The following is a 17,471-nucleotide window of genomic DNA, read 5'->3' as shown; positions in this document are numbered from 1 at the left end:
CCCCGCGCCAGCTCTCTACGCTGGGGGCCCCCCAGACAGCGAGTTAGACGGGACGCTCTCGCCGGCCGCCCCCCCCCCCCCCCCCGCCGCGCGCCCCCCCGCGCCGACGATTCAGTCCGCGCGCAGATTGACCGCCTTCGGTCCCTTGCCCATGCGGTCGGGCTCGACGTCGAAGGTGACCTTCTGGCCATCGACGAGCGTGCGCAGGCCCGAAGCCTCGATCGCGGAGATGTGGACGAACACGTCCTTGGCGCCGTCATCTGGCGTGATGAAGCCGAAGCCTTTGGTAGCGTTGAAGAATTTAACGGTGCCGGTCTGGGCCATTGGGGAAACTCCTTCACCCGTGTCAGTCTTTGTGGTTTGCCCGCCGCCTGACGCCGTGGGCAAGTCCCGGTGGTTGCTTCGGCAGTCATGCATTGGCGCATGGTCAAAACCCCCCGCCGAAAAACGGGGCCGTCAGAGATTCACAGTATCGGGGAAAGGTCGTCCAAAACGTTCCGCTCTCCGGGTCGCAAATGCCCGAACACAAAATTTATCGCACGGAAAGGTGATCGTTGCAAGGTAGCGCCCGCGGGCCACCCAATGGGCGCATTCCGACGCATGGCATCGATAGGACGGGGTGCTCGCCCGGTCATCGGCCAGAGCCTGGCCACGCATGGTCCAGCGGGCTGGGGCAGCTTGCAAACAGGGGTTGCATTTGGCGGTGGAATGGCGAGGATCGGCTGGAGTGGAGCGCGCGCGTTTGCGCCCGAGCGGTGGCTCGAGGGAGGTATAGTCATGAAATTTCTTGCGGCAATCTTCTCTCGGCAGGGTTTTGCCATCCTGTTGCTGTCGGCAGTTCTTGCAGCCTGTACCGCGGTTGTGGTGGAGGAAGGACCGGTGTACCGCCCGCCAAGGCCCGGGCCGCAATTCTGCACCAAGCAGTATGATCCGGTCTGCGCCCGGCGCGGCGGCGACCGCCAGACCTTCGCCAATGCCTGCCTTGCCGAGCGGGCCGGGTACCGCATCATTGGCGACGGCCAGTGCCGCGACGGCGGCGGTGATGGAGAGCAGACATTCTGCACACGCGAATACCGCCCGGTCTGCGCTCGCCGCGGCGGCGAGTTGCGCACCTTCCCCAACGCCTGCGAGGCTCGCGCCGCCGACTATCGCATCGTCGACGACAGTCCCTGCTGAGAGGCTGGTTTCCTCCCCGTCTCCGGACGGGGAGGGCAGCTGGCGCCTCTTGCCTCTACGCCGGCAGCACCGAGCGCTCGACAGCTACACAGCGGTGCGGTCTCGCCTTTATGGCAATGGGCGATGAACTCGGCCCTAGCCAATCCTGACCATATGGCTTTGACATTACGTGATCTTTTATCCGATCCGCGCGATGGCTGGATGAATGCAGGGCTGCTCATCCGTCCGCCACTAGCCCTTGGACTTCGGCTTCAAACCGGCTTCCGCCTGCTTGACGGCCGAGCCGAAGGGCAAGGCCGGTTTTGCCGCCGCCTTGTCCTTCTTGGGCTTGCGTGTCTCGCGGTTGCTGCGCTGTTGACCCTTGGCCATTTCTTGGTCCTCGTGATTGATTAACGTGGTGGTGGCTGATGTGGACCTAAAGCGCGTCGCGTTGAAAAGGATTCAGCCGACGCGCTTTAAGTTTTTGTTTTTATGCATGTCGTTGTCCCAAAAACCGCTTCGCACCCTCGGGTCAGGCCCGTGGGCATGCTTTTGGGCGACATGCATTAGGTGCTCGGATTGTCGGCCACTTCGAGATTGTCTTCCGTGGTGACCCGTTCATGGGTCTCCTCGTCGCTGCGGATGCGGTATTGCGGCGAGCCGTCCTTGACCGGCAGCTTGCTCTTGATCTGGAACAGCTCAGCGGTCTTCTGGACAAGGCCGGTGCGGCTCTTCATGCGAACGGTCTGGCCGATCGCGAAAAGATGTGCGGGCGTGTCGGTGCGTGGGCGTGCGTTCTGCTGGAAGCGGATCATGCGGCATTCTCCTGGTCGCGCCTCAGCGCGGTTTCGAGTTCGGCGAAGTCGATGGCGACCAATTGGCTGGTCTGGCTTTTCACCGTCCTTGCCGGCAGATGGATGAAGGTGGCGACACGCCGCCAGGCAAGCCACGATATGCCATCGATAAGCTCCTCATCGTGGTCGATGTCGTAGTCGCCGGCCGGCATTTTTCCTTCCAGGCCGCCGAGCATGAAGGGTACCTCGAAATGCGCGATGGAATGGGTAGTTCGGCCAGACATTCTCGTGCCTCGAAGTCTCGTTCCCGGCTTGGATCCGATAAGGTGGTGCCCGCTTCGCGGCACCGGGACTTAAGTGTCGTGTGTCCCGTATCGGCAATTTGGGTATCGGCGATCTGGAATGAGTTTGGCGGGTCGAGAACCTCTGACGCCGCGAGATGCCAAGCTTGGCCCAAAAAACGATCTCAATTCATTAATCCAAAATTGCGGTTTATTCAAGAAGATTCCCACCCATCGTCGACCTTATCGCGAAATTACTTTTCTAGGACTATTTGTAGAATGGTGATACGATCCGGACACCTCACAAGAATTGTTTGAGATTGTGCCGGAAAAATTCATCCCGGCATCGATTTTTATTTACATCTGAAAGGAAAAATCATGGTTTCCGTGAAAACACCTGATGGTTCGGCCGTAACAATCAAGCCGATTATCAAGCAGGCCGCCGGGCCTACAAAAGTCATGTCGGCGCGGCTGACGATACGAAGTGACGAGGCAGCAAGGCGAAGGATCGCCGACACCGACGGCACGCTGCGGCGGGCCAGACAGGTTGCGGAGACCAACCGCCTGATCTGACAGCCGGCTTGCTGTAGTACTTTGATTTTGCGCATGATCCTTTCCGAACCTCCGGTTCGGGGTCATGCGCTGAGGAGTTTCGATCGTGACGCTCAATTTTCCCAACCGCAGCCGCTCCTACGACGCTGCGGCCAGGCGCATTCGCTTCGTCGGCCATGACGGCATGTTCGAAGTGCCCTTCTTTGTGGAGATTGCAGCGCTTTCGGCGGCAACGGCCACGGGCGGGGCGGAAGCCGAGTATCTCAGCGCCTTCGATGCGGAGCGTTCGTCGATCCAGGATGTTGCGCGCGAAGCCTATTCGCACGGCCGCAAGAACATGTATGTATTGACCCAGGCCGATTTCCGGTAAGCTGGCCTGCGAACCCTTGAACCTGCCGCGCCGATGGCCTAGATCGCGGCAGGCGGACAAAACACGGCAGGTTTCCCATCAACAGAGATCAGAGAAGACCGGCAGGCGCGGGCGCCAATTTCGGCTCAGGCGGACAGCCGCCGCTGGGGCTCGACCAGCGCGTGCAGCAGGCACTGCAATTGCATCAGGCGGGGCGCCGGCAGGAAGCCGAGATGCTCTACCGGCAGGTGCTGGCGCAAAAGCCCAATCATGCGGCGGCAGCCCATTTCCTCGGTTTGCTGCTGCACCAGACCGGGCGCAGCGCTGAAGGACTTGATCTCCTCGAACAGTCGGTGCGCCTGCAGCCCCAGAATCCGGATTTCCTCAACAATCTCGGCACGGTGATGCGCGACCTCGGCCGTGTCAGTGCAGCCGTCGATTTCTTCCGCGGCGCGGTGGCAATCCGGCCGGACCAACTCGCGGCGCGCGACAATCTCGGCTCCTCGCTAAAGCAACTCGGCCAGTTCGAGGGCGCGGAGGAGATTTATCGCGGCACCATCGGTCGCAACCCGTTCCATGTCCGCGCCCGCATCGGGCTTGCCGAAACGCTGCAGGAGGCAGGGCGGCTGGAGGAGGCGCTCGCCGTCTTCCGCGAAGCATTGGCAATTCGGCCGAAGGACGCCGACCTGCTGCACGGTCTGGGCGTCGGGCTGATGGAGAAGGGCAACCTCAGAGAGGCGGCGGAGCATTTCCGGCTGGCGCTGGCGGTCGATCCCGGCATGGCCAGGGCCTGGCTGATGCTCACCCAGGTCAAGCGCCAGCAGGAGCGTGACGCCGAGCTTGCCGGGATGGAGGCGCAGCACGCAAAGGCGCCGGAAGGCAGCCTGGCGCGCATGCAGCTTTCGTTCGGCCTCGGCAAGGCCAATGACGATCTGAAGGATTATGGCCGTGCCTTCGATTATTTCGCCGAAGGCAATGCGATCCGCCGCACGGGCATCGACTATGATGCGGGCAAGACACGCGCCGAATTCGAGGCGATGAAGGCAGTGTTCGACAAGGCCTTCTTCGACGAGCACAGACCGAGCGGGATTGCCGACGACACGCCGATCTTCGTCGTCGGCATGCCGCGCTCCGGCACCACGCTTGTCGAGCAGATCATCGCCAGCCATCCGCAGGTCTATGGCGCGGGCGAGCTCGGCATATTGAAGACGGCGGTCGGCAAGCAGTTTCCGCCGGGTATGAAGGGCGGCTTTCCCTCGGGCATCACCGACATGCCCGACAAGGTCTATGCCGAGGCGGGGCAGGCCTATCTAGACCTGCTGCACGCCCGCTATCCGGGTTTCCGGCATGTCACCGACAAGATGCCCGGCAACTTCCTGCTGATCGGCTTCATCCATCTGATGCTGCCCAAGGCCAAGATCATCCATTGCGCGCGCGACGCGGCGGCGACCTGCCTGTCGATCTACAAGGTGCATTTCCGCGGCGACAGCCACCGCTACGGCTACGACCTCGGCGAGCTCGCCGATTTCCACAATCTCTACACCGATATCATGGCGCATTGGCGCACCGTTTTGCCTGATGTCGTACACGATGTGCGCTACGAGGATTTCGTCGCCGACCAGGAAGGGCAGTCGCGGGCATTGATCGCCCATCTCGGCCTGCCATGGGACGATGCGGTGTTGTCGTTCCACGAGACCGACCGGCCGGTGCGCACGGCGTCGGCGGCGCAGGTGCGCCAGCCGATGTACCAAGGGTCGGTCGATCTGTGGAAACGCTATGGCGACCGGCTCAAGCCGCTGCTCGACCGGCTGGCGTAATGCAGGCCTACAGCTCAATGAAGGGCTGAAAGCCGCCGAAGATCATGCGCTTGCCGTCGAACGGCATCGCCGACCAGTCGGATTTCATGCGTGGGTCGGCCATCACCTTGGCCATCACCGCATCGCGGCTCTGCCGCGATTCATAGACGGCCCATGAGAAGACGACGACCTCGTCTTCCTTGGCCTGCACGGCGCGCGGGAACGAGGTGACCTCGCCATAGGGCACGTCGTCGCCTATGCATTCGACAAAGGCGAGCGCACCATGCTCCTTCCAGACGGCGCCGGCTGTTTGCGCCAGCTTCTTGTAGGCATCGAGATTTGCCTTGGGCACGGCAAGTACGAAACCATCGACATAGGACATTGTGGTTCTCCTTGGGTTGGGTAGGGTTTTTCCTCCTCCCACAACAAGGGGAGAAGGAAAGAAGGCGCTACGCTGCCTTCACCGGCGCGTTCATCGCCCACTCCACGCCGAAGGGATCAGTCAGCTGACCCCAGCGGTCGCCCCAGAACATCACCTGCAGCGGCGTGCCGACCTTGCAGCCGGCGTCGACGGCGCGCTTCCACCAGGCGTCGATGTCATCGCTGCCGAGATGGAGCTGCATGGTGAAGCCCTGCGGCTTCACCGCGGCCATTCCGTGCTCGGGATAGAAGTCGGAGATCATCAAGGTCGAACCGTTGATGTGGAGATGGATGTGCATCGTCCGCCCCTGCTCGTCCGGCGGGTAGAAGAAGACCTGCTCGGCGCCGAAGGCCTTTTTGTAGAATTCGGCGGCTTTGAAGGCGCCATCCAACTGAAGATAGGGCGTCAAGCCGCCAAGGACTTTCGCTGCGGGCTGGGTTTGGGGCTGATCGTTCATCTTTTTGCTCCTCTCTGCGTTTGGATTGACCTTGCGGACCACAGGACGAATGAAGCGGCGGCGGTCCTACACGTCAGATACATTTTTTAATTGCCGAGACCAGATGGGCCGGGCCGTCGGCGGCTGGAGTGACCCTGGGCGACGCGCAAGGCTTATGACGGCGCCGCTGCGGTCGGCTGGTCTCTTCATCTTGCCTCGGACAAAGAGATTGCAATCCGGGGGCTGTTTTGCGCGTCGACGACGATCTCCGGCCAGCCGATGTCCTTGCGCAGTTCGATCGGCAACGAAAGGAGGGCGCGCTCGCTGCGGTAACGGGCGCGAGCCGCCGAGTAACGGGTCGCTATGCGACCTACGGATGACAGAATAGACATGATGCTCTCTCCTCGATTGGCGCCGGCATCACCGTGTCGGCAACCCAAGGACGTGGCGCGCGGCCATGATCCGACAGAGCGTCGGAATTTTTTGCCGCAAAGCTTCAACCGCCCGTTTCTGCCACCGATCGGAAGAAATCCTCCGGGCTGTCGACCTCGGCCAGCCGCCGGTTCTCGATCAGCCAGAAGCGGTTGCCGATCGCCCTGATGAAGGAGCGGTCGTGCGAGGCCAGCACGCAGCTCGCCTGATGGCCGAGCAATTCCGCCTCCAGCGCCTCCTGGCCGTCGATGTCGAGATGGTTGGTCGGCTCGTCGAGCAGGTAGAAATTGGGATTGGCGAGCCTCAGCGCCAGCATCATCAGCCGCGCCTTCTGTCCGCCCGACAGCACGCCGATCCTGCGCTCCTGCATGTCGATGCCGACGCCCGCACCGGCGAGTAGCGAGCGGGCACGCTGCTCGCCGACATCGAATCTGCGCGAGAGCATCGCCAGCGGCGTGTCGTCGCCGCTGATGCCCGACAATGCCTGGTCGCTGTAGCCGAGCACCGTCGAGGGCGTCACCTTCACGCCTTGCGCCGCCGTGTCCGGCTCGACGATGGCATTCCTGATCAGGTTGATGAGCCGCGACTTGCCGACACCGTTGCGGCCAAGCAGCACTATGCGATCGCCTTGGCAGATGTGGCGCTTGCCGGTCCTGAACAGCAGCGTGCCGTCAGGCGTTTCGACCGCCACGTCGTCGAGCGTGATCAGCACCTTGGCATGGGTGCCGCGAATGGCGAGCTTTATCGCGCCCGCCGATCTTTCGCGGTGCGCCGGCGCTGCGACCTCCTCGAGGCGCTGGGCGCGCTGGTTGAGCTGCTTGGTCTTGACCGTCAGCAGGTCGCTGCCCGAATTGATGCCGATGTTGTTGAGCTTGGCCGCCTGCCGGCGCAATTGCCGCGCCGCCTTCATGTCGCGCTGAAACTTGCGCTCGGTCGAGGCGTCGACTTCGCTCAACGCATCGCGTGCCCTGGAATAGGGCAGCGAGAATACCGGCGACTGTTCGGGGCGCAGGAACAGGGTCCGGTTGGTCGTCCCGTCGAGGAATGCCCGGTCGTGGCTGGCGATCATCACCGGCACCTCGCGCGGCAGCGCGTTCAGCCAGTTCTCGAGTTGGCTGATCTTGGCGAGGTCGAGATGGTTGGTCGGCTCGTCGAGAAGCAGGACATCGGGATCGGTGACCCAGACGCGCGCGATCAGCGCCAGCCTTTGCCAGCCGCCGCTCAAGGCCCGCATCGGCCGCTCGCGCATCGGCTGCGGTACGTCAAGTGAATCGAGAACCACGTCGACACGCCATTGCTCGCTTTCGGCCTGCTCGGCCGGCAAGGCGTCGGCCACCACCTGCTGAAAGCGCTGCTCGGCCAGTGCTGCGGGAACGGCTTGCTCGACATAGCCGACGCGCAGACCGCGCGTGCGGGTGATGTCGCCTGATGTCGGCTCCATTTCGCCGGTCAGGCACTTCAGCAAGGTGGATTTGCCGCGGCCATTGGCGGCGACGATGCCGAGGCGGTCGCCGGTGCCGATGGTGAGATCGAGGTTGGAGAAGAGCGGCGCACTCATGGTGACGCCGAGGGACTTGAGGCTGATCAGGGCCATGTGGGTTTCTCTGGTCTGGCCGGAGGGAGGTTCCGGTTCGATGCACTTTGACGGTGCGCAGGCTGGCCATCAGGCTCGGCGTTGCGGCACCACGAAGGGCAGACCAAGAAAATCGAAGCGGGAGAACCCGGACCGTCTCTGGTCAGCCCTGCAAGCAAGCTCGCAGGGCAGGGACAGGGCCGCGCTGACGGTGGTGGTCGAAAGTCACGCAGCCCCTCCTTTCAAGACGTTGAGTTATGGAAACTGGCTACACCAGGGGCAGGGCCGATGGCAAGTGGCACCGCCAATAGGGCTTCAGACAAGCGGTAGCGCCGATCTCCGGAGCAGGCACTGTCGGCGAAGCTGCCGATCTCCCCCCTTGCGGGGGAGATCGGATGTCGCTTCGGCTTCGCCAATCATCAACGCTGGAACGTGGTGAGCAGCGCAAATTTGAAGCAATTGCCTGCCCTACCGTCCCGGCCTGCCCGTCTTACCCGGCCGGCGCTTTTCGCGACGCGCGTCGGTGGGGTCTTCGTAGGACCCGATGCCGGCACGTTCGCGCTTGACTGGCTTGTCGCCCTCAACAGGCTTTTCGGTCCGGCGCACGGTCATCTCGTCGAGCGAGTTCTTCTTGAACAGCGGCTTGGTCGAGTCGCCGGGGATGCCGAAATCGGAGCCGTGCGCCTCTTCGGCCGACTGTTTCTTGAACAGCGCGCGCGACACCGCCCCGGCGGGCGTCGGCATGTCGGAGCCCGGACCCATCGCATCGAGCGAAGGCTTGGCGAATAGCGGCTTCTTGACCGGCACGGCGCCGTCGGCGCCCATCTCGTCGAGCGCGGGCTTGCGGAAGAGACCCTTGCCGTCATCGTCGACCGTGCGGTGAATGGCGCGGCCCTTGTTGTGCTTGCCCTTCTCGCGGCCCGAAACCGGGCTTTCCATATCGGCATATTTGGCCAGCGGATCGTCGGAGATGGACAGTTCCATCTCGCGCAGCCGCTTGATCTCGTCGCGGATGCGGGCCGCCTTTTCGAAGTCGAGATTGGCGGCGGCGTCGCGCATCTGCTTGTCCATCGCGTCGAGATGGGCTTTCAGATTGTTGCCCATCATGGCGCCGGCGCTGTCGGTGAACTGCGAGATGTCGGCGCGGACATGATCCTTCTCGTAGACCGAGTCCAGGATGTCGGAGATGCGCGACTTGACCGATTCCGGCGTGATGCCGTTGGCCGCGTTCCACTCCATCTGCTTTTCGCGACGGCGGTTGGTCTCGGCCATCGCCCGCTCCATCGAGCCGGTGACCTGGTCGGCGTAGAGGATGACCTTGCCGTCGACGTTTCTGGCGGCGCGGCCGATGGTCTGGATCAGCGAAGTTTCGGAGCGCAGGAAGCCCTCCTTGTCGGCATCGAGAATGGCAACGAAGCCGCATTCGGGAATGTCGAGACCTTCGCGCAAAAGGTTGATGCCGACCAGCACGTCGAAGGCGCCGAGGCGCAGGTCACGCAGGATCTCGATGCGCTCCAGCGTGTCGATGTCGGAGTGCATGTAGCGGACGCGAATGCCCTGCTCGTGCAAATATTCGGTCAGGTCCTCGGCCATGCGCTTGGTCAGCACGGTGACCAGCGTACGGTAGCCGGCCTTGGTGGTTTCGCGGATTTCGCCGACGACATCATCGACCTGGGTCTTGGCCGGGCGCACCTCGACCGGCGGATCGATCAGGCCGGTCGGGCGGATGACCTGCTCGGCAAAGACGCCGCCGGACTGCTCCATCTCCCAGGCGCCGGGCGTCGCCGAAACCGCGACGGAGAGCGGGCGCATCGCGTCCCATTCCTCGAAGCGCAACGGCCGGTTGTCCATGCAGGACGGCAGACGGAAGCCGTACTCGGCCAGCGTCGCCTTGCGGCGAAAGTCGCCGCGATACATGCCGCCGATCTGCGGCACGGTGACATGGCTTTCGTCGATGAAGACCAGCGCGTTGTCGGGGATGTACTCGAACAAGGTCGGCGGCGGATCGCCCGGCTGGCGGCCGGTGAGATAGCGCGAATAGTTCTCGATGCCAGCACAGGAACCGGTCGCCTCAAGCATCTCCAGATCAAAGCGGGTGCGCTGCTCCAGCCGCTGCGCCTCGAGCAGGCGTCCTGCCCGTTCGAGTTCGACCAGTCGGTGCTTGAGCTCTTCCTTGATCGACTTGATGGCCTGGTTCAACGTCGGGCGCGGCGTCACATAGTGCGAATTGGCGTAGATCTTGACGCTCTTCAGCTCGCCGGTCTTCTGGCCGGTCAGTGGGTCGAACTCGGTGATCGCCTCGATCTCGTCGCCGAACAGCGAAATGCGCCAGGCGCGGTCTTCCAAGTGGGCAGGGAATATCTCGATCGTGTCGCCGCGCACGCGGAATGAGCCGCGCACGAAATTGATATCCTGCCGCTTGTATTGCTGGGCGACGAGATCGGCGAGCAGCGCGCGCTGGTCGAGCCGATCACCGATCTGCATCTGGAAGGTCATCGCCGTGTAGGTCTCGACCGAGCCGATACCGTAGATGCAGGACACCGAGGCGACGATGATGACGTCGTCGCGCTCCAGCAGCGAGCGCGTCGCCGAATGGCGCATGCGGTCGATCTGCTCGTTGATCGAGGATTCCTTTTCGATGAAGGTATCCGTCCGGGGCACATAGGCTTCCGGCTGGTAATAGTCGTAGTAGGAGACGAAATACTCGACGGCGTTTTCCGGGAAGAATTTCTTGAACTCGGAATAGAGCTGCGCAGCCAGCGTCTTGTTGGGGGCGAGGATCAAAGCAGGGCGCTGCGTCTCCTCGATCACCTTGGCCATGGTGAAGGTTTTTCCCGAGCCGGTGACGCCGAGCAGCACCTGGGTGCGGTCGTTGTCGTTGACGCCTTCCACCAGATCCTTGATCGCCGTCGGCTGGTCGCCGGCCGGCTCGAAATCCGACACCATCGTGATGACGATGCCGCCTTCGGACTTTTCAGGCCGGGCAGGGCGGTGCGGCGTCCACAGCACGCCATCTTTGTGCAGCGGGTTGCCGGATTCGATCAGCGCCGACAGCGCCGCAACGGTGGCGGTGACGCCGCCGGAGGCCATGGTCTCGGCTTCCTCCAGCGAAACATCGAGGCCGGCAACTGGATTGAGACCGGCTGCGGTGCGCTCCCGCGCCGACGCCGCGCCGCCCATTGAGGTGCCCCGCGCCGTGCGGCCGGGGGAGGAGGAGCGTTCGGGGATCTTCTTTTGCTTGGCGCCTTCCCTCCCCCTCGAGGGGAGGGCGGCGGCGGAGCCGCCGGGTGGGGTCGGTGCGGCAGCGCTCGGCGATGCCTTATGTTGAGCGCTTCCTTTGCCGACCCCCTCTCTCGCCTTCGGCGACATCTCCCCCTCAAGGGGGGAGACTTGGCGCCCTTCCTTTTCGGCTTCCTGCTCGATCTGCTCGGCCCAATCGGCGATCGAGCCGGTCAGCGGCGCGCCTGAAAACTCGGTCTGCGGCGTCTCGGCAAAACCGCCCTTGTGCAGCGGCTCCGACGCATCGAGGAAATCGGTCAACGGGCTGCGCCGCTTGGGCGGCGAAGCACGATCATCACGCGCCGGCGGCGGCGTTTTTTTATCAGAAAGTTTGGCCATGCCCCGAATATGGGAGGTATCGGCCAAAATGGAAAGAGCGGAGTGACTAGGGGCGCAAGAGGAAACCAAGCTCCTGACACAAGGGTGTCAGGAGCGATGCCGAAACGCGCCCTCAGTTGAACCACAGCGCAAACGTCAAAAACCCGGCGCCGCCGAACTGGCGCTGGATCTGGTCGAACTCTTCGCCGGTGAGGATTTTTCCGCTCTCGAGATAGGGCGCGATAGCCGGGCCGGTGATCGATAGCACCAGGTCGAAGGGCTTTGGTTCGTCGAAGAAGCGCTTCATATTGATGCCTTTGTCGGCGAAGCGGAAATGCGGCAGCAAGATGCGGCCTTCGAGCAGGTCCTCGGCCATATCAAGCGCGGCGTGCCAGGCCTGGACCTGCTCCTCGCCGACTTCCAGGCCGGTGAGCGGGCTGGCGCCTTTCTGTTGCGGGCCAGGCAGCCATTCGCGGTCGTTGTCGGTCTCGGCGCGGATCGCCTTCCAGTCTTCGCGGGACAGGCGGATCATTTCCATGAGATGGCGGCGCGCCGCCTGCCGCCGCTCCGGTTCGACCACCGGCCAGTTGACCAGATGGACCAGCGAGATGAAATCGGCGATGCGCCATTCGGACGACAACATGCCGCCGCTCATGCCGCCGTCCAGCGGAACGAGCGTGTCCTGCAGAGGCAGTTTGGCGCGCGGGAACAGCATGTGGAACGAACCGTCGAAGGCGTTCCTGAAATCATGCGCGAGCCAGAAATCGGCCTGCGCCATCAGGAATTCGGCATAGCCCTGCAGCCAGTAGCCATCGGCGCGGTCGAAGCGGAAGGTGAGGGCGGGTGCGGCTGCGTCTGGCGCACCGCCGCGTGACAGGGACGCCATGATCGCGGCGGCACTTTCGTCCGGCGCGATCTGGCCGTCCTCGTTGAGGTCGATGCCGAGACGGGTGAGGTCGACCTCCATGCCGATGTCGGCATCGGCAGGCACGGATCCAAGCGTGGCGGCGGACTTTTCCAGCCGATCGCGGAAGGCGACCAGGATGGCGCGGAAGTCGTCGTAGGTCAGCGGCTCGGGATTGGGATTGTCCGGCACCGGCAGCCGCATCAGCGGCAGCATGAATGATTGCGGGCTTTCGAAACCGTGCCCGTGCAGGCCGCCGGCCAGGATCTCCAGCGCGGTGAAGAATTGGCCGGCGCCCGCGGCGTAGGCCGACGCGGGATCAGTGGGCGCGGCTTCGAGCGCTGTAAGCGTGCTGTCGCGGTCGGCCACGGTTTTTGCCTCGAACAGGGCGGCCGGTTCGGGGGCTGCGGCACCGGCAGAAGCAACCGGCAGCAGCAGAATAAGGGCGGATGCCAGCAGGCTCGAAAATCGCGTCATCTTGGTCCTCCGGTATGCTGTTCGGCGGCAAGCATACACGCAATTCGCGTGCCGCGCCTTGTCCGCACGATTCCGAACAGAGGCGCTTCGCTATATCGGGCGCATCGTCTACCGTGGCAGTTCATTCCGGTACAGGCTGCGCGTGTCGAACTATCCGCTTTCCTACAAATTGTCTTGGCTGCCGCGTTTCCTGAAGCCGACGCTTGGCGGCGACGCTAGTGGTTTTGCACCGGCGGCAGGAACGATGATCGAGCCGCCGCCGGGGCGGACGGTGCGGCTCGCCTTTGTCGGCGATATCTCGGCGGTGGCCAATCGCAGTGCGCCGCAATGCGACCCGGCGATCGCCACGTTGCTCGGCTCCGCCGATCTGGTGGTCGGCAATTGCGAAAGCCCGGTGGTGGAGCGACCGAGCGCGGCGATGGGCACGAAGCTTGGCACCCGTCACGCCATGACCGAGCGGTTTCTTGCCGAGACGCTGGCGGCCGTCGGCATCTCGCGCGAGAAACTGGTGCTGTCGCTCGCCAACAATCATGTGCTCGATCAAGGCGTCGAGGGTTTCGACGAGACCGTGGCGGCGCTGAATCGTCTCGGCATCCGCAGCGTCGGTACCGCCGCCGGCGATCCGGTCGAACGCCTTGCGGTCGGGCCGCTGACAATAGGCTTCGCCGCTTTCACGCTGTGGCGCAATGCCGGCGCGGCTGCGTTCGCGGGCCGTGTGTCGATGCAAGGCGACCCGGCACGATGGCCGCGCGGCGCCGCCGTCGACCTCACCTGTGCCGTGCCACATTGGGATTGGGAATTCCGGCATTTTCCACAGGCTGAAACGCGGGCACTGGCACGGCATTTGGCCGCGCAAGGCGTCGGGCTGATCGCTGGCCATCATGCCCATGTCGTGCAGCCGGTGGAACGGATCGGCAAGGCGCTCGTCGCCTATGGGCTCGGCGATTTTCTTGGCACCGCCTTGGCGCGACAGCCATGGCCCGGCCGCATCGGCGGCATCCTGACCGCCGATGTCAGCGCTGATGCCGACACGCGTGGCGCCATTGCCGCCTACCGGCTGCATCCCTTCATGCGGCTGCGCGCCGGCGATCATGAGCGGCTGGTTCCCATTGAGGCGCTGGAGGGCGCATTAAGGCAAAACGTTACGAACCGTTTCGTTGCGGTTTTTGGTAAGGGAATTGATGGCCACAGTTGACTGGTGGCTCGGATAAATCGTGTGGGCTCACCACCTTTCCCAACGCTGTAGTCGCGCGACTTTCCGCAAAATCGGCTATTGTCCGAGGGTGTTCGGTCTTTCGACGGTGGGATGGCGATGGAAGCAGCGGATTTCATGCCTGATGAAACCGACATCGCCGGCATCAAGAGCAATCTCGCGGCCTATGAGGCCGAAAGGGCTTCGGCCTACCGGCGAGTCCGCTGGCGGGTGCCGCTGTTCATCGGCCTGGTGCTGTTGTTCGTGGCACTCGTCGCCTGGCTTTTCAACATGATCGCCGACCCATACGAGCGATGGTTCTCGACGCCGCATGTGTTCCTTTATGTCGTCGGGTTCGTGGCGGCGATCCTGCTCTATTTCCAGGCGATCAAGCCGACGAGCACGTTGCAGCAATCGTTCCGCAAGACGCTGCTGCCGATCATCTTCGGTTTCATCGAGGACATGCGCTACCAGCATGATGTGACGCCGAATTCGTTCGACCGGCTGCCGCGCGAGACGATCGGCACTTTCAACACCAAGCGCTTCGACGACATCGTATCCGGCCGCTACGAGGGATTTCCGTTCGAGCTTTACGAAGCGGATCTCCGGCAAGGCACGGGCAAGAGCGGCACGATAGCATTCAAGGGGATCGTCGTTGCCTTCGAGACGATCGTGCCGTTCCCCGGCATATTGGTGGCCGCCCGCCGGACTGACATGGCCGTCGGGTTCTTCCGCGGCATGTTCGCCAGCAGGATGCAAGAATTGTCATGCGGCGTGCCCGAGCTCGATGCCGCCTACGACTTCCGCACCGACAATGTCGAGGCGGCGCAGCCGCTGGTGAGCGGCCGGCTGGCGCAGGCACTCACATGGCTCAGCGAGACATGGCCCGATGATCCAGCGCGGGTTGCGCTCAATGGTAGCGATGGTTTTCTACTGTTGCCGCAGACGAAGGATTTTTTCGAGCTGCCTGATATCTCGGTGCCGCTCGACTACGCCAAGCATGTCGCGCCGATGATATCAGACATCGGCGCGATGCTGGCGACGGCTGCGCTGGTGCGCAAGATCGGTGCAAAGGACGAGGCAGCGGGTTAGCCGCCGGGCATCTTGGCCGCCAGCCAATTCGCCGACCGCTTGGCCATGCCGATGGTCGCGGATGCGGCGCGGCCAAGGTCTGTCTTGACGACGCCGTAGCCGTTCTTTGTGCGATACAGCACCGGGCGTCCGCTATCGACCACAGAGTCATAGGCAACCGGTGTGGCAGCTTCTGTTTCCGTCGCCGTTGCCTGCGATCCGACAGCAACGTTGGGCCGATGGCTCAATTCCGAGGGGAGCGGGTCGGTGCCTGTCTGCGCTGCCGTCGTCAACGCGGGCATTGAGGCCGTCGCGGCAAGCTGCGATGACGGCGTTTGCGTCGTGCGACATATGCCCGAGATCAGCGGGTAGTTGAAATTGCGCGCGTGCAACGTCTGGCTTTTCATGGCCGCTTCGCAATCGGCGATGGTCGACCACTTGGCCGGCGTCTCGCCAATATATTCGCAAAGCCTGGCATCGCAGTCGCAGCCGACGATGGTCATGGCGACAAGGGCGGTCTTGATCACGGTCTTGTCCCTTCGAGTTGCTTGAAAAATACCGCCGAGGTTCTTCGCGTGACCGAACAGGATGCGCGACGCTCAGGCATCGTCAATCACCGTGGAACAAGGCGGGATTTGGCCGCGATTATGGAATGAGCGTGACGGGTACGCCACGGAACCTTTCACCATTGCTGACTGTGGCCGAAAGGTCTCACCAATCGTAGATGTGTTCGACTTGACGTCTGCTGCAAAGCTTCTGAATCAACGTCAGGAAGTTTCCGTCCGGGGCGATCGTAGTCGATCCGATGCGCGTGAGCCTGGCGGTCAAATCGCGAGAGAAGCCCAAACGACAGTCGGCGCCGGGATTTCTCCCGGCGCCTCCCTGTCAGATCAGGACACGGTCGCGGCAGCAACTTCCGTAAAGACGTCGCGCCATGCCGGCCTTGATGTTGACGGTCCTGCCAGTCACCGCCCGAGGGCAGCGTCCGTTCGGGACCTCGCCAGTTCCACCCTTGCGAGCTTCGTCCAGCGCGCCATCGAAGGTTTTTGCCGTCCTTCATGGCAGCATCGGTCCGCCGTAGGCGTTCGCACGCTTTCCGCGGCCCCGTAGGTCTCGGCATCCCTCCTCAAATCAGGCAAGCCTGCTTTCGTTCGGGGCCGTACGGGCCTCAGGAAATCCGCCGTTTCGCTTTGCCTTTCGACTTGGCGATCGGTAGCCGCCTGAGATGGGTTTAACATACGGGGGATAAGCGTTTGGCGAAACAGCCACGAGCCTGTGGATAGCGGGATTATCGGGGACTGAACTCGGCGGCCGAGCGTTTTTTTTTTCGACGAGATGCAGGGGCGGATCACGCCCTCATCTGCGGCGAGCAGCAAGATCGAACATTCGGCCCTTGCCCCACAGAGCGGCGCGGGCTTCAATGCCGGCAAAGGATTTTAGGACAGCAGTGTCGTTGCCGTCCTTTGGGGAGGGCGTTCTTGAAGGTCGGGGTGGTTCTCAATCCGATTGCCGGTGGCGGCCGGCTCAAAAGGCATTGGCCTGAGGTCAGTGCTTCGCTCAGGAAAAATTTCGGCAATTTCGAGCTGCGCGAAACGCAGGCTACCGGCGACGCCGAACGACTGGCGCTCGTCCTTGCCGCCAGCGGCTTCGAACTGGTGATCGCGGCAGGCGGCGACGGCACCGCCAGCGAAGTGGCCGACGGGCTGCTGCAGGCGTTTGCAGAAAGCGGCCGGACGGCCGAGCTCGGCCTGCTGCCTTGCGGCGCCGGCATCGATTTCGCCCGCGGGCTCGGTCTTTCGGACGAGGTCGACCTGACGCTGAAGCGCATCGCCGAGGCCAAGGCTCGCAGGATCGATGCCGGCCGCATCTCGTATGTCGACGATCATGGCGCGCTGGCCAGCCGCCATTTCATCAACATCGCCAGCCTCGGTCTTTCGGGCGCCACCGACCGCGCGGTCAACGCCGACAAGCGCAAGGGCAAGGTATCGGCCAAGGCGCTGTTCTACTGGCGCACCGTGTGGGAATTCATGCGCTACCGGTTCCAGGACGTTGTGATCACCGTCGACGACGGCGTCCCGGTCGAGGCGCGGGTGGCGCTGGTGGCGGTGGCCAACGGAAAGTTCTTCGGCGGCGGCATGATGATCGCGCCGGATGCCGAACTGGACGACGGGCAGTTCGACATCGTCATCCTGCGGGCGGCGGGCAAATTGAAACTGATCTGGGATATCCGTCTGCTCTATGGCGGGCGGCATCGCAACCATCCGGCGATTACCATTTTGCGCGGCAAGAAAGTGGTTGTCGAACCGTTGGGCGATGTGCAGAAGAACGGCGCGCTGGTCGACGTAGACGGTGAATCGCCGGGGCGCATACCGGCGACCTTCGAGATCCTGCCGGGCGCGCTGACGCTGAGGTATTGAATCAACGCGCTGAGAGACTGATTC

18 protein-coding genes are annotated in these 17,471 nt (G+C 63.2%); 7 read left to right on the top strand and 11 right to left on the bottom strand.

The window, feature by feature from the left end; translation table 11 throughout:
* Positions 1-111: 111 nt before the first annotated feature.
* The gene (locus AC0L14_RS19040) at positions 112-324 is read right to left on the bottom strand and encodes a cold-shock protein (protein ID WP_023799871.1); all 213 of its coding nucleotides are present in this window, start codon (positions 322-324) and stop codon (positions 112-114) included.
* Positions 325-777: 453 nt separating this feature from the next.
* Here AC0L14_RS19040 and AC0L14_RS19035 point away from each other — a divergent pair, with 453 nt between their 5' ends.
* Positions 778-1,176 carry a Kazal-type serine protease inhibitor family protein gene (locus AC0L14_RS19035; protein WP_473750384.1) on the top strand — a complete coding sequence of 133 codons (399 nt, stop codon included), beginning with the start codon at positions 778-780 and terminating at the stop codon, positions 1,174-1,176.
* A 231-nt stretch (positions 1,177-1,407) separates the two neighbouring features.
* Here AC0L14_RS19035 and AC0L14_RS19030 read toward each other — a convergent pair whose 3' ends face one another.
* From AC0L14_RS19030 to AC0L14_RS19020, 3 genes are all read right to left on the bottom strand, one after another.
* Positions 1,408-1,545 (bottom strand): hypothetical protein, encoded by a 138-nt coding sequence (locus AC0L14_RS19030; RefSeq protein WP_292180379.1) that lies wholly within the window; start codon positions 1,543-1,545, stop codon positions 1,408-1,410.
* Between the two features lie 176 nt (positions 1,546-1,721).
* Positions 1,722-1,970 carry a hypothetical protein gene (locus tag AC0L14_RS19025; protein WP_292180382.1) on the bottom strand — a complete coding sequence of 83 codons (249 nt, stop codon included), beginning with the start codon at positions 1,968-1,970 and terminating at the stop codon, positions 1,722-1,724.
* Entirely contained in the window at positions 1,967-2,233 is a 267-nt protein-coding gene (locus AC0L14_RS19020) for a hypothetical protein (RefSeq protein WP_473641418.1), read from the bottom strand. The genes AC0L14_RS19025 and AC0L14_RS19020 overlap by 4 nt, the downstream gene beginning before the upstream one ends.
* A 375-nt stretch (positions 2,234-2,608) precedes the next feature.
* Here AC0L14_RS19020 and AC0L14_RS19015 point away from each other — a divergent pair, with 375 nt between their 5' ends.
* The 3 genes from AC0L14_RS19015 to AC0L14_RS19005 all read left to right on the top strand — a co-directional run bounded on the left by AC0L14_RS19015 (position 2,609) and on the right by AC0L14_RS19005 (position 4,948).
* Complete coding sequence (locus tag AC0L14_RS19015) at positions 2,609-2,803, top strand: hypothetical protein (RefSeq protein ID WP_473641416.1); 195 nt, start codon at positions 2,609-2,611, stop codon at positions 2,801-2,803.
* Positions 2,804-2,888: 85 nt separating this feature from the next.
* The gene (locus AC0L14_RS19010) at positions 2,889-3,152 is read left to right on the top strand and encodes a DUF1488 family protein (protein ID WP_292180390.1); all 264 of its coding nucleotides are present in this window, start codon (positions 2,889-2,891) and stop codon (positions 3,150-3,152) included.
* A gap of 161 nt (positions 3,153-3,313) precedes the next feature.
* A complete protein-coding gene (locus AC0L14_RS19005) occupies positions 3,314-4,948 on the top strand; it encodes a tetratricopeptide repeat-containing sulfotransferase family protein (RefSeq protein WP_473750382.1) in 1,635 nt (544 codons plus the stop codon).
* Between the two features lie 7 nt (positions 4,949-4,955).
* Here the strand turns inward: AC0L14_RS19005 and AC0L14_RS19000 are convergent, their stop codons facing one another.
* The 6 genes from AC0L14_RS19000 to AC0L14_RS18975 all read right to left on the bottom strand — a co-directional run bounded on the left by AC0L14_RS19000 (position 4,956) and on the right by AC0L14_RS18975 (position 12,767).
* Positions 4,956-5,309 (bottom strand): DUF1428 domain-containing protein, encoded by a 354-nt coding sequence (locus tag AC0L14_RS19000; protein WP_473527731.1) that lies wholly within the window; start codon positions 5,307-5,309, stop codon positions 4,956-4,958.
* Between the two features lie 67 nt (positions 5,310-5,376).
* Positions 5,377-5,805, bottom strand: a complete 429-nt coding sequence (locus AC0L14_RS18995; RefSeq protein WP_473527732.1) for a VOC family protein — start codon at positions 5,803-5,805, stop codon at positions 5,377-5,379.
* 185 nt (positions 5,806-5,990) lie between these two features.
* Positions 5,991-6,176, bottom strand: a complete 186-nt coding sequence (locus AC0L14_RS18990) for a hypothetical protein (protein WP_473527733.1) — start codon at positions 6,174-6,176, stop codon at positions 5,991-5,993.
* Positions 6,177-6,280: 104 nt separating this feature from the next.
* Positions 6,281-7,810, bottom strand: coding sequence for an ABC-F family ATP-binding cassette domain-containing protein (locus AC0L14_RS18985; RefSeq protein WP_473750381.1), 1,530 nt, complete (start codon positions 7,808-7,810; stop codon positions 6,281-6,283).
* A gap of 447 nt (positions 7,811-8,257) precedes the next feature.
* Positions 8,258-11,407 carry an excinuclease ABC subunit UvrB gene (gene uvrB / locus AC0L14_RS18980; RefSeq protein WP_473750380.1) on the bottom strand — a complete coding sequence of 1,050 codons (3,150 nt, stop codon included), beginning with the start codon at positions 11,405-11,407 and terminating at the stop codon, positions 8,258-8,260.
* Between the two features lie 112 nt (positions 11,408-11,519).
* On the bottom strand, positions 11,520-12,767 hold the full coding sequence (locus AC0L14_RS18975) for a hypothetical protein (protein WP_473750379.1): 1,248 nt from the start codon (positions 12,765-12,767) through the stop codon (positions 11,520-11,522).
* A 142-nt stretch (positions 12,768-12,909) separates the two neighbouring features.
* Here AC0L14_RS18975 and AC0L14_RS18970 point away from each other — a divergent pair, with 142 nt between their 5' ends.
* Positions 12,910-13,962, top strand: coding sequence for a CapA family protein (locus AC0L14_RS18970; protein ID WP_473750419.1), 1,053 nt, complete (start codon positions 12,910-12,912; stop codon positions 13,960-13,962).
* Positions 13,963-14,079: 117 nt separating this feature from the next.
* Positions 14,080-15,051 carry a hypothetical protein gene (locus tag AC0L14_RS18965; protein WP_473488757.1) on the top strand — a complete coding sequence of 324 codons (972 nt, stop codon included), beginning with the start codon at positions 14,080-14,082 and terminating at the stop codon, positions 15,049-15,051.
* On the opposite strand, the gene AC0L14_RS18960 is transcribed toward AC0L14_RS18965, so the two are convergent.
* Positions 15,048-15,557, bottom strand: coding sequence for a hypothetical protein (locus AC0L14_RS18960; protein WP_473527737.1), 510 nt, complete (start codon positions 15,555-15,557; stop codon positions 15,048-15,050). The genes AC0L14_RS18965 and AC0L14_RS18960 overlap by 4 nt on opposite strands.
* A gap of 951 nt (positions 15,558-16,508) precedes the next feature.
* Here AC0L14_RS18960 and AC0L14_RS18955 point away from each other — a divergent pair.
* The gene (locus AC0L14_RS18955) at positions 16,509-17,447 is read left to right on the top strand and encodes a diacylglycerol/lipid kinase family protein (RefSeq protein WP_473750378.1); all 939 of its coding nucleotides are present in this window, start codon (positions 16,509-16,511) and stop codon (positions 17,445-17,447) included.
* Positions 17,448-17,471 lie beyond the last annotated feature (24 nt).

Source organism: Mesorhizobium sp. WSM4841, assembly GCF_055811515.1.
Note: the sequence above shows the minus strand (reverse complement) of the source record. Positions and strands in the feature narration are given on the sequence as shown.

Bases quoted from the DNA above. Each gene is read 5' to 3' on its own strand.
- AC0L14_RS19040 (WP_023799871.1), bottom strand. From the start codon at position 324: ATGGCCCAGACCGGCACCGTTAAATTCTTCAACGCTACCAAAGGCTTC.
- AC0L14_RS19035 (WP_473750384.1), top strand. From the start codon at position 778: ATGAAATTTCTTGCGGCAATCTTCTCTCGGCAGGGTTTTGCCATCCTG.
- AC0L14_RS19030 (WP_292180379.1), bottom strand. From the start codon at position 1,545: ATGGCCAAGGGTCAACAGCGCAGCAACCGCGAGACACGCAAGCCCAAG.
- AC0L14_RS19025 (WP_292180382.1), bottom strand. From the start codon at position 1,970: ATGATCCGCTTCCAGCAGAACGCACGCCCACGCACCGACACGCCCGCA.
- AC0L14_RS19020 (WP_473641418.1), bottom strand. From the start codon at position 2,233: ATGTCTGGCCGAACTACCCATTCCATCGCGCATTTCGAGGTACCCTTC.
- AC0L14_RS19015 (WP_473641416.1), top strand. From the start codon at position 2,609: ATGGTTTCCGTGAAAACACCTGATGGTTCGGCCGTAACAATCAAGCCG.
- AC0L14_RS19000 (WP_473527731.1), bottom strand. From the start codon at position 5,309: ATGTCCTATGTCGATGGTTTCGTACTTGCCGTGCCCAAGGCAAATCTC.
- AC0L14_RS18995 (WP_473527732.1), bottom strand. From the start codon at position 5,805: ATGAACGATCAGCCCCAAACCCAGCCCGCAGCGAAAGTCCTTGGCGGC.
- AC0L14_RS18990 (WP_473527733.1), bottom strand. From the start codon at position 6,176: ATGTCTATTCTGTCATCCGTAGGTCGCATAGCGACCCGTTACTCGGCG.
- AC0L14_RS18985 (WP_473750381.1), bottom strand. From the start codon at position 7,810: ATGGCCCTGATCAGCCTCAAGTCCCTCGGCGTCACCATGAGTGCGCCG.
- uvrB (WP_473750380.1), bottom strand. From the start codon at position 11,407: ATGGCCAAACTTTCTGATAAAAAAACGCCGCCGCCGGCGCGTGATGAT.
- AC0L14_RS18975 (WP_473750379.1), bottom strand. From the start codon at position 12,767: ATGACGCGATTTTCGAGCCTGCTGGCATCCGCCCTTATTCTGCTGCTG.
- AC0L14_RS18965 (WP_473488757.1), top strand. From the start codon at position 14,080: ATGGAAGCAGCGGATTTCATGCCTGATGAAACCGACATCGCCGGCATC.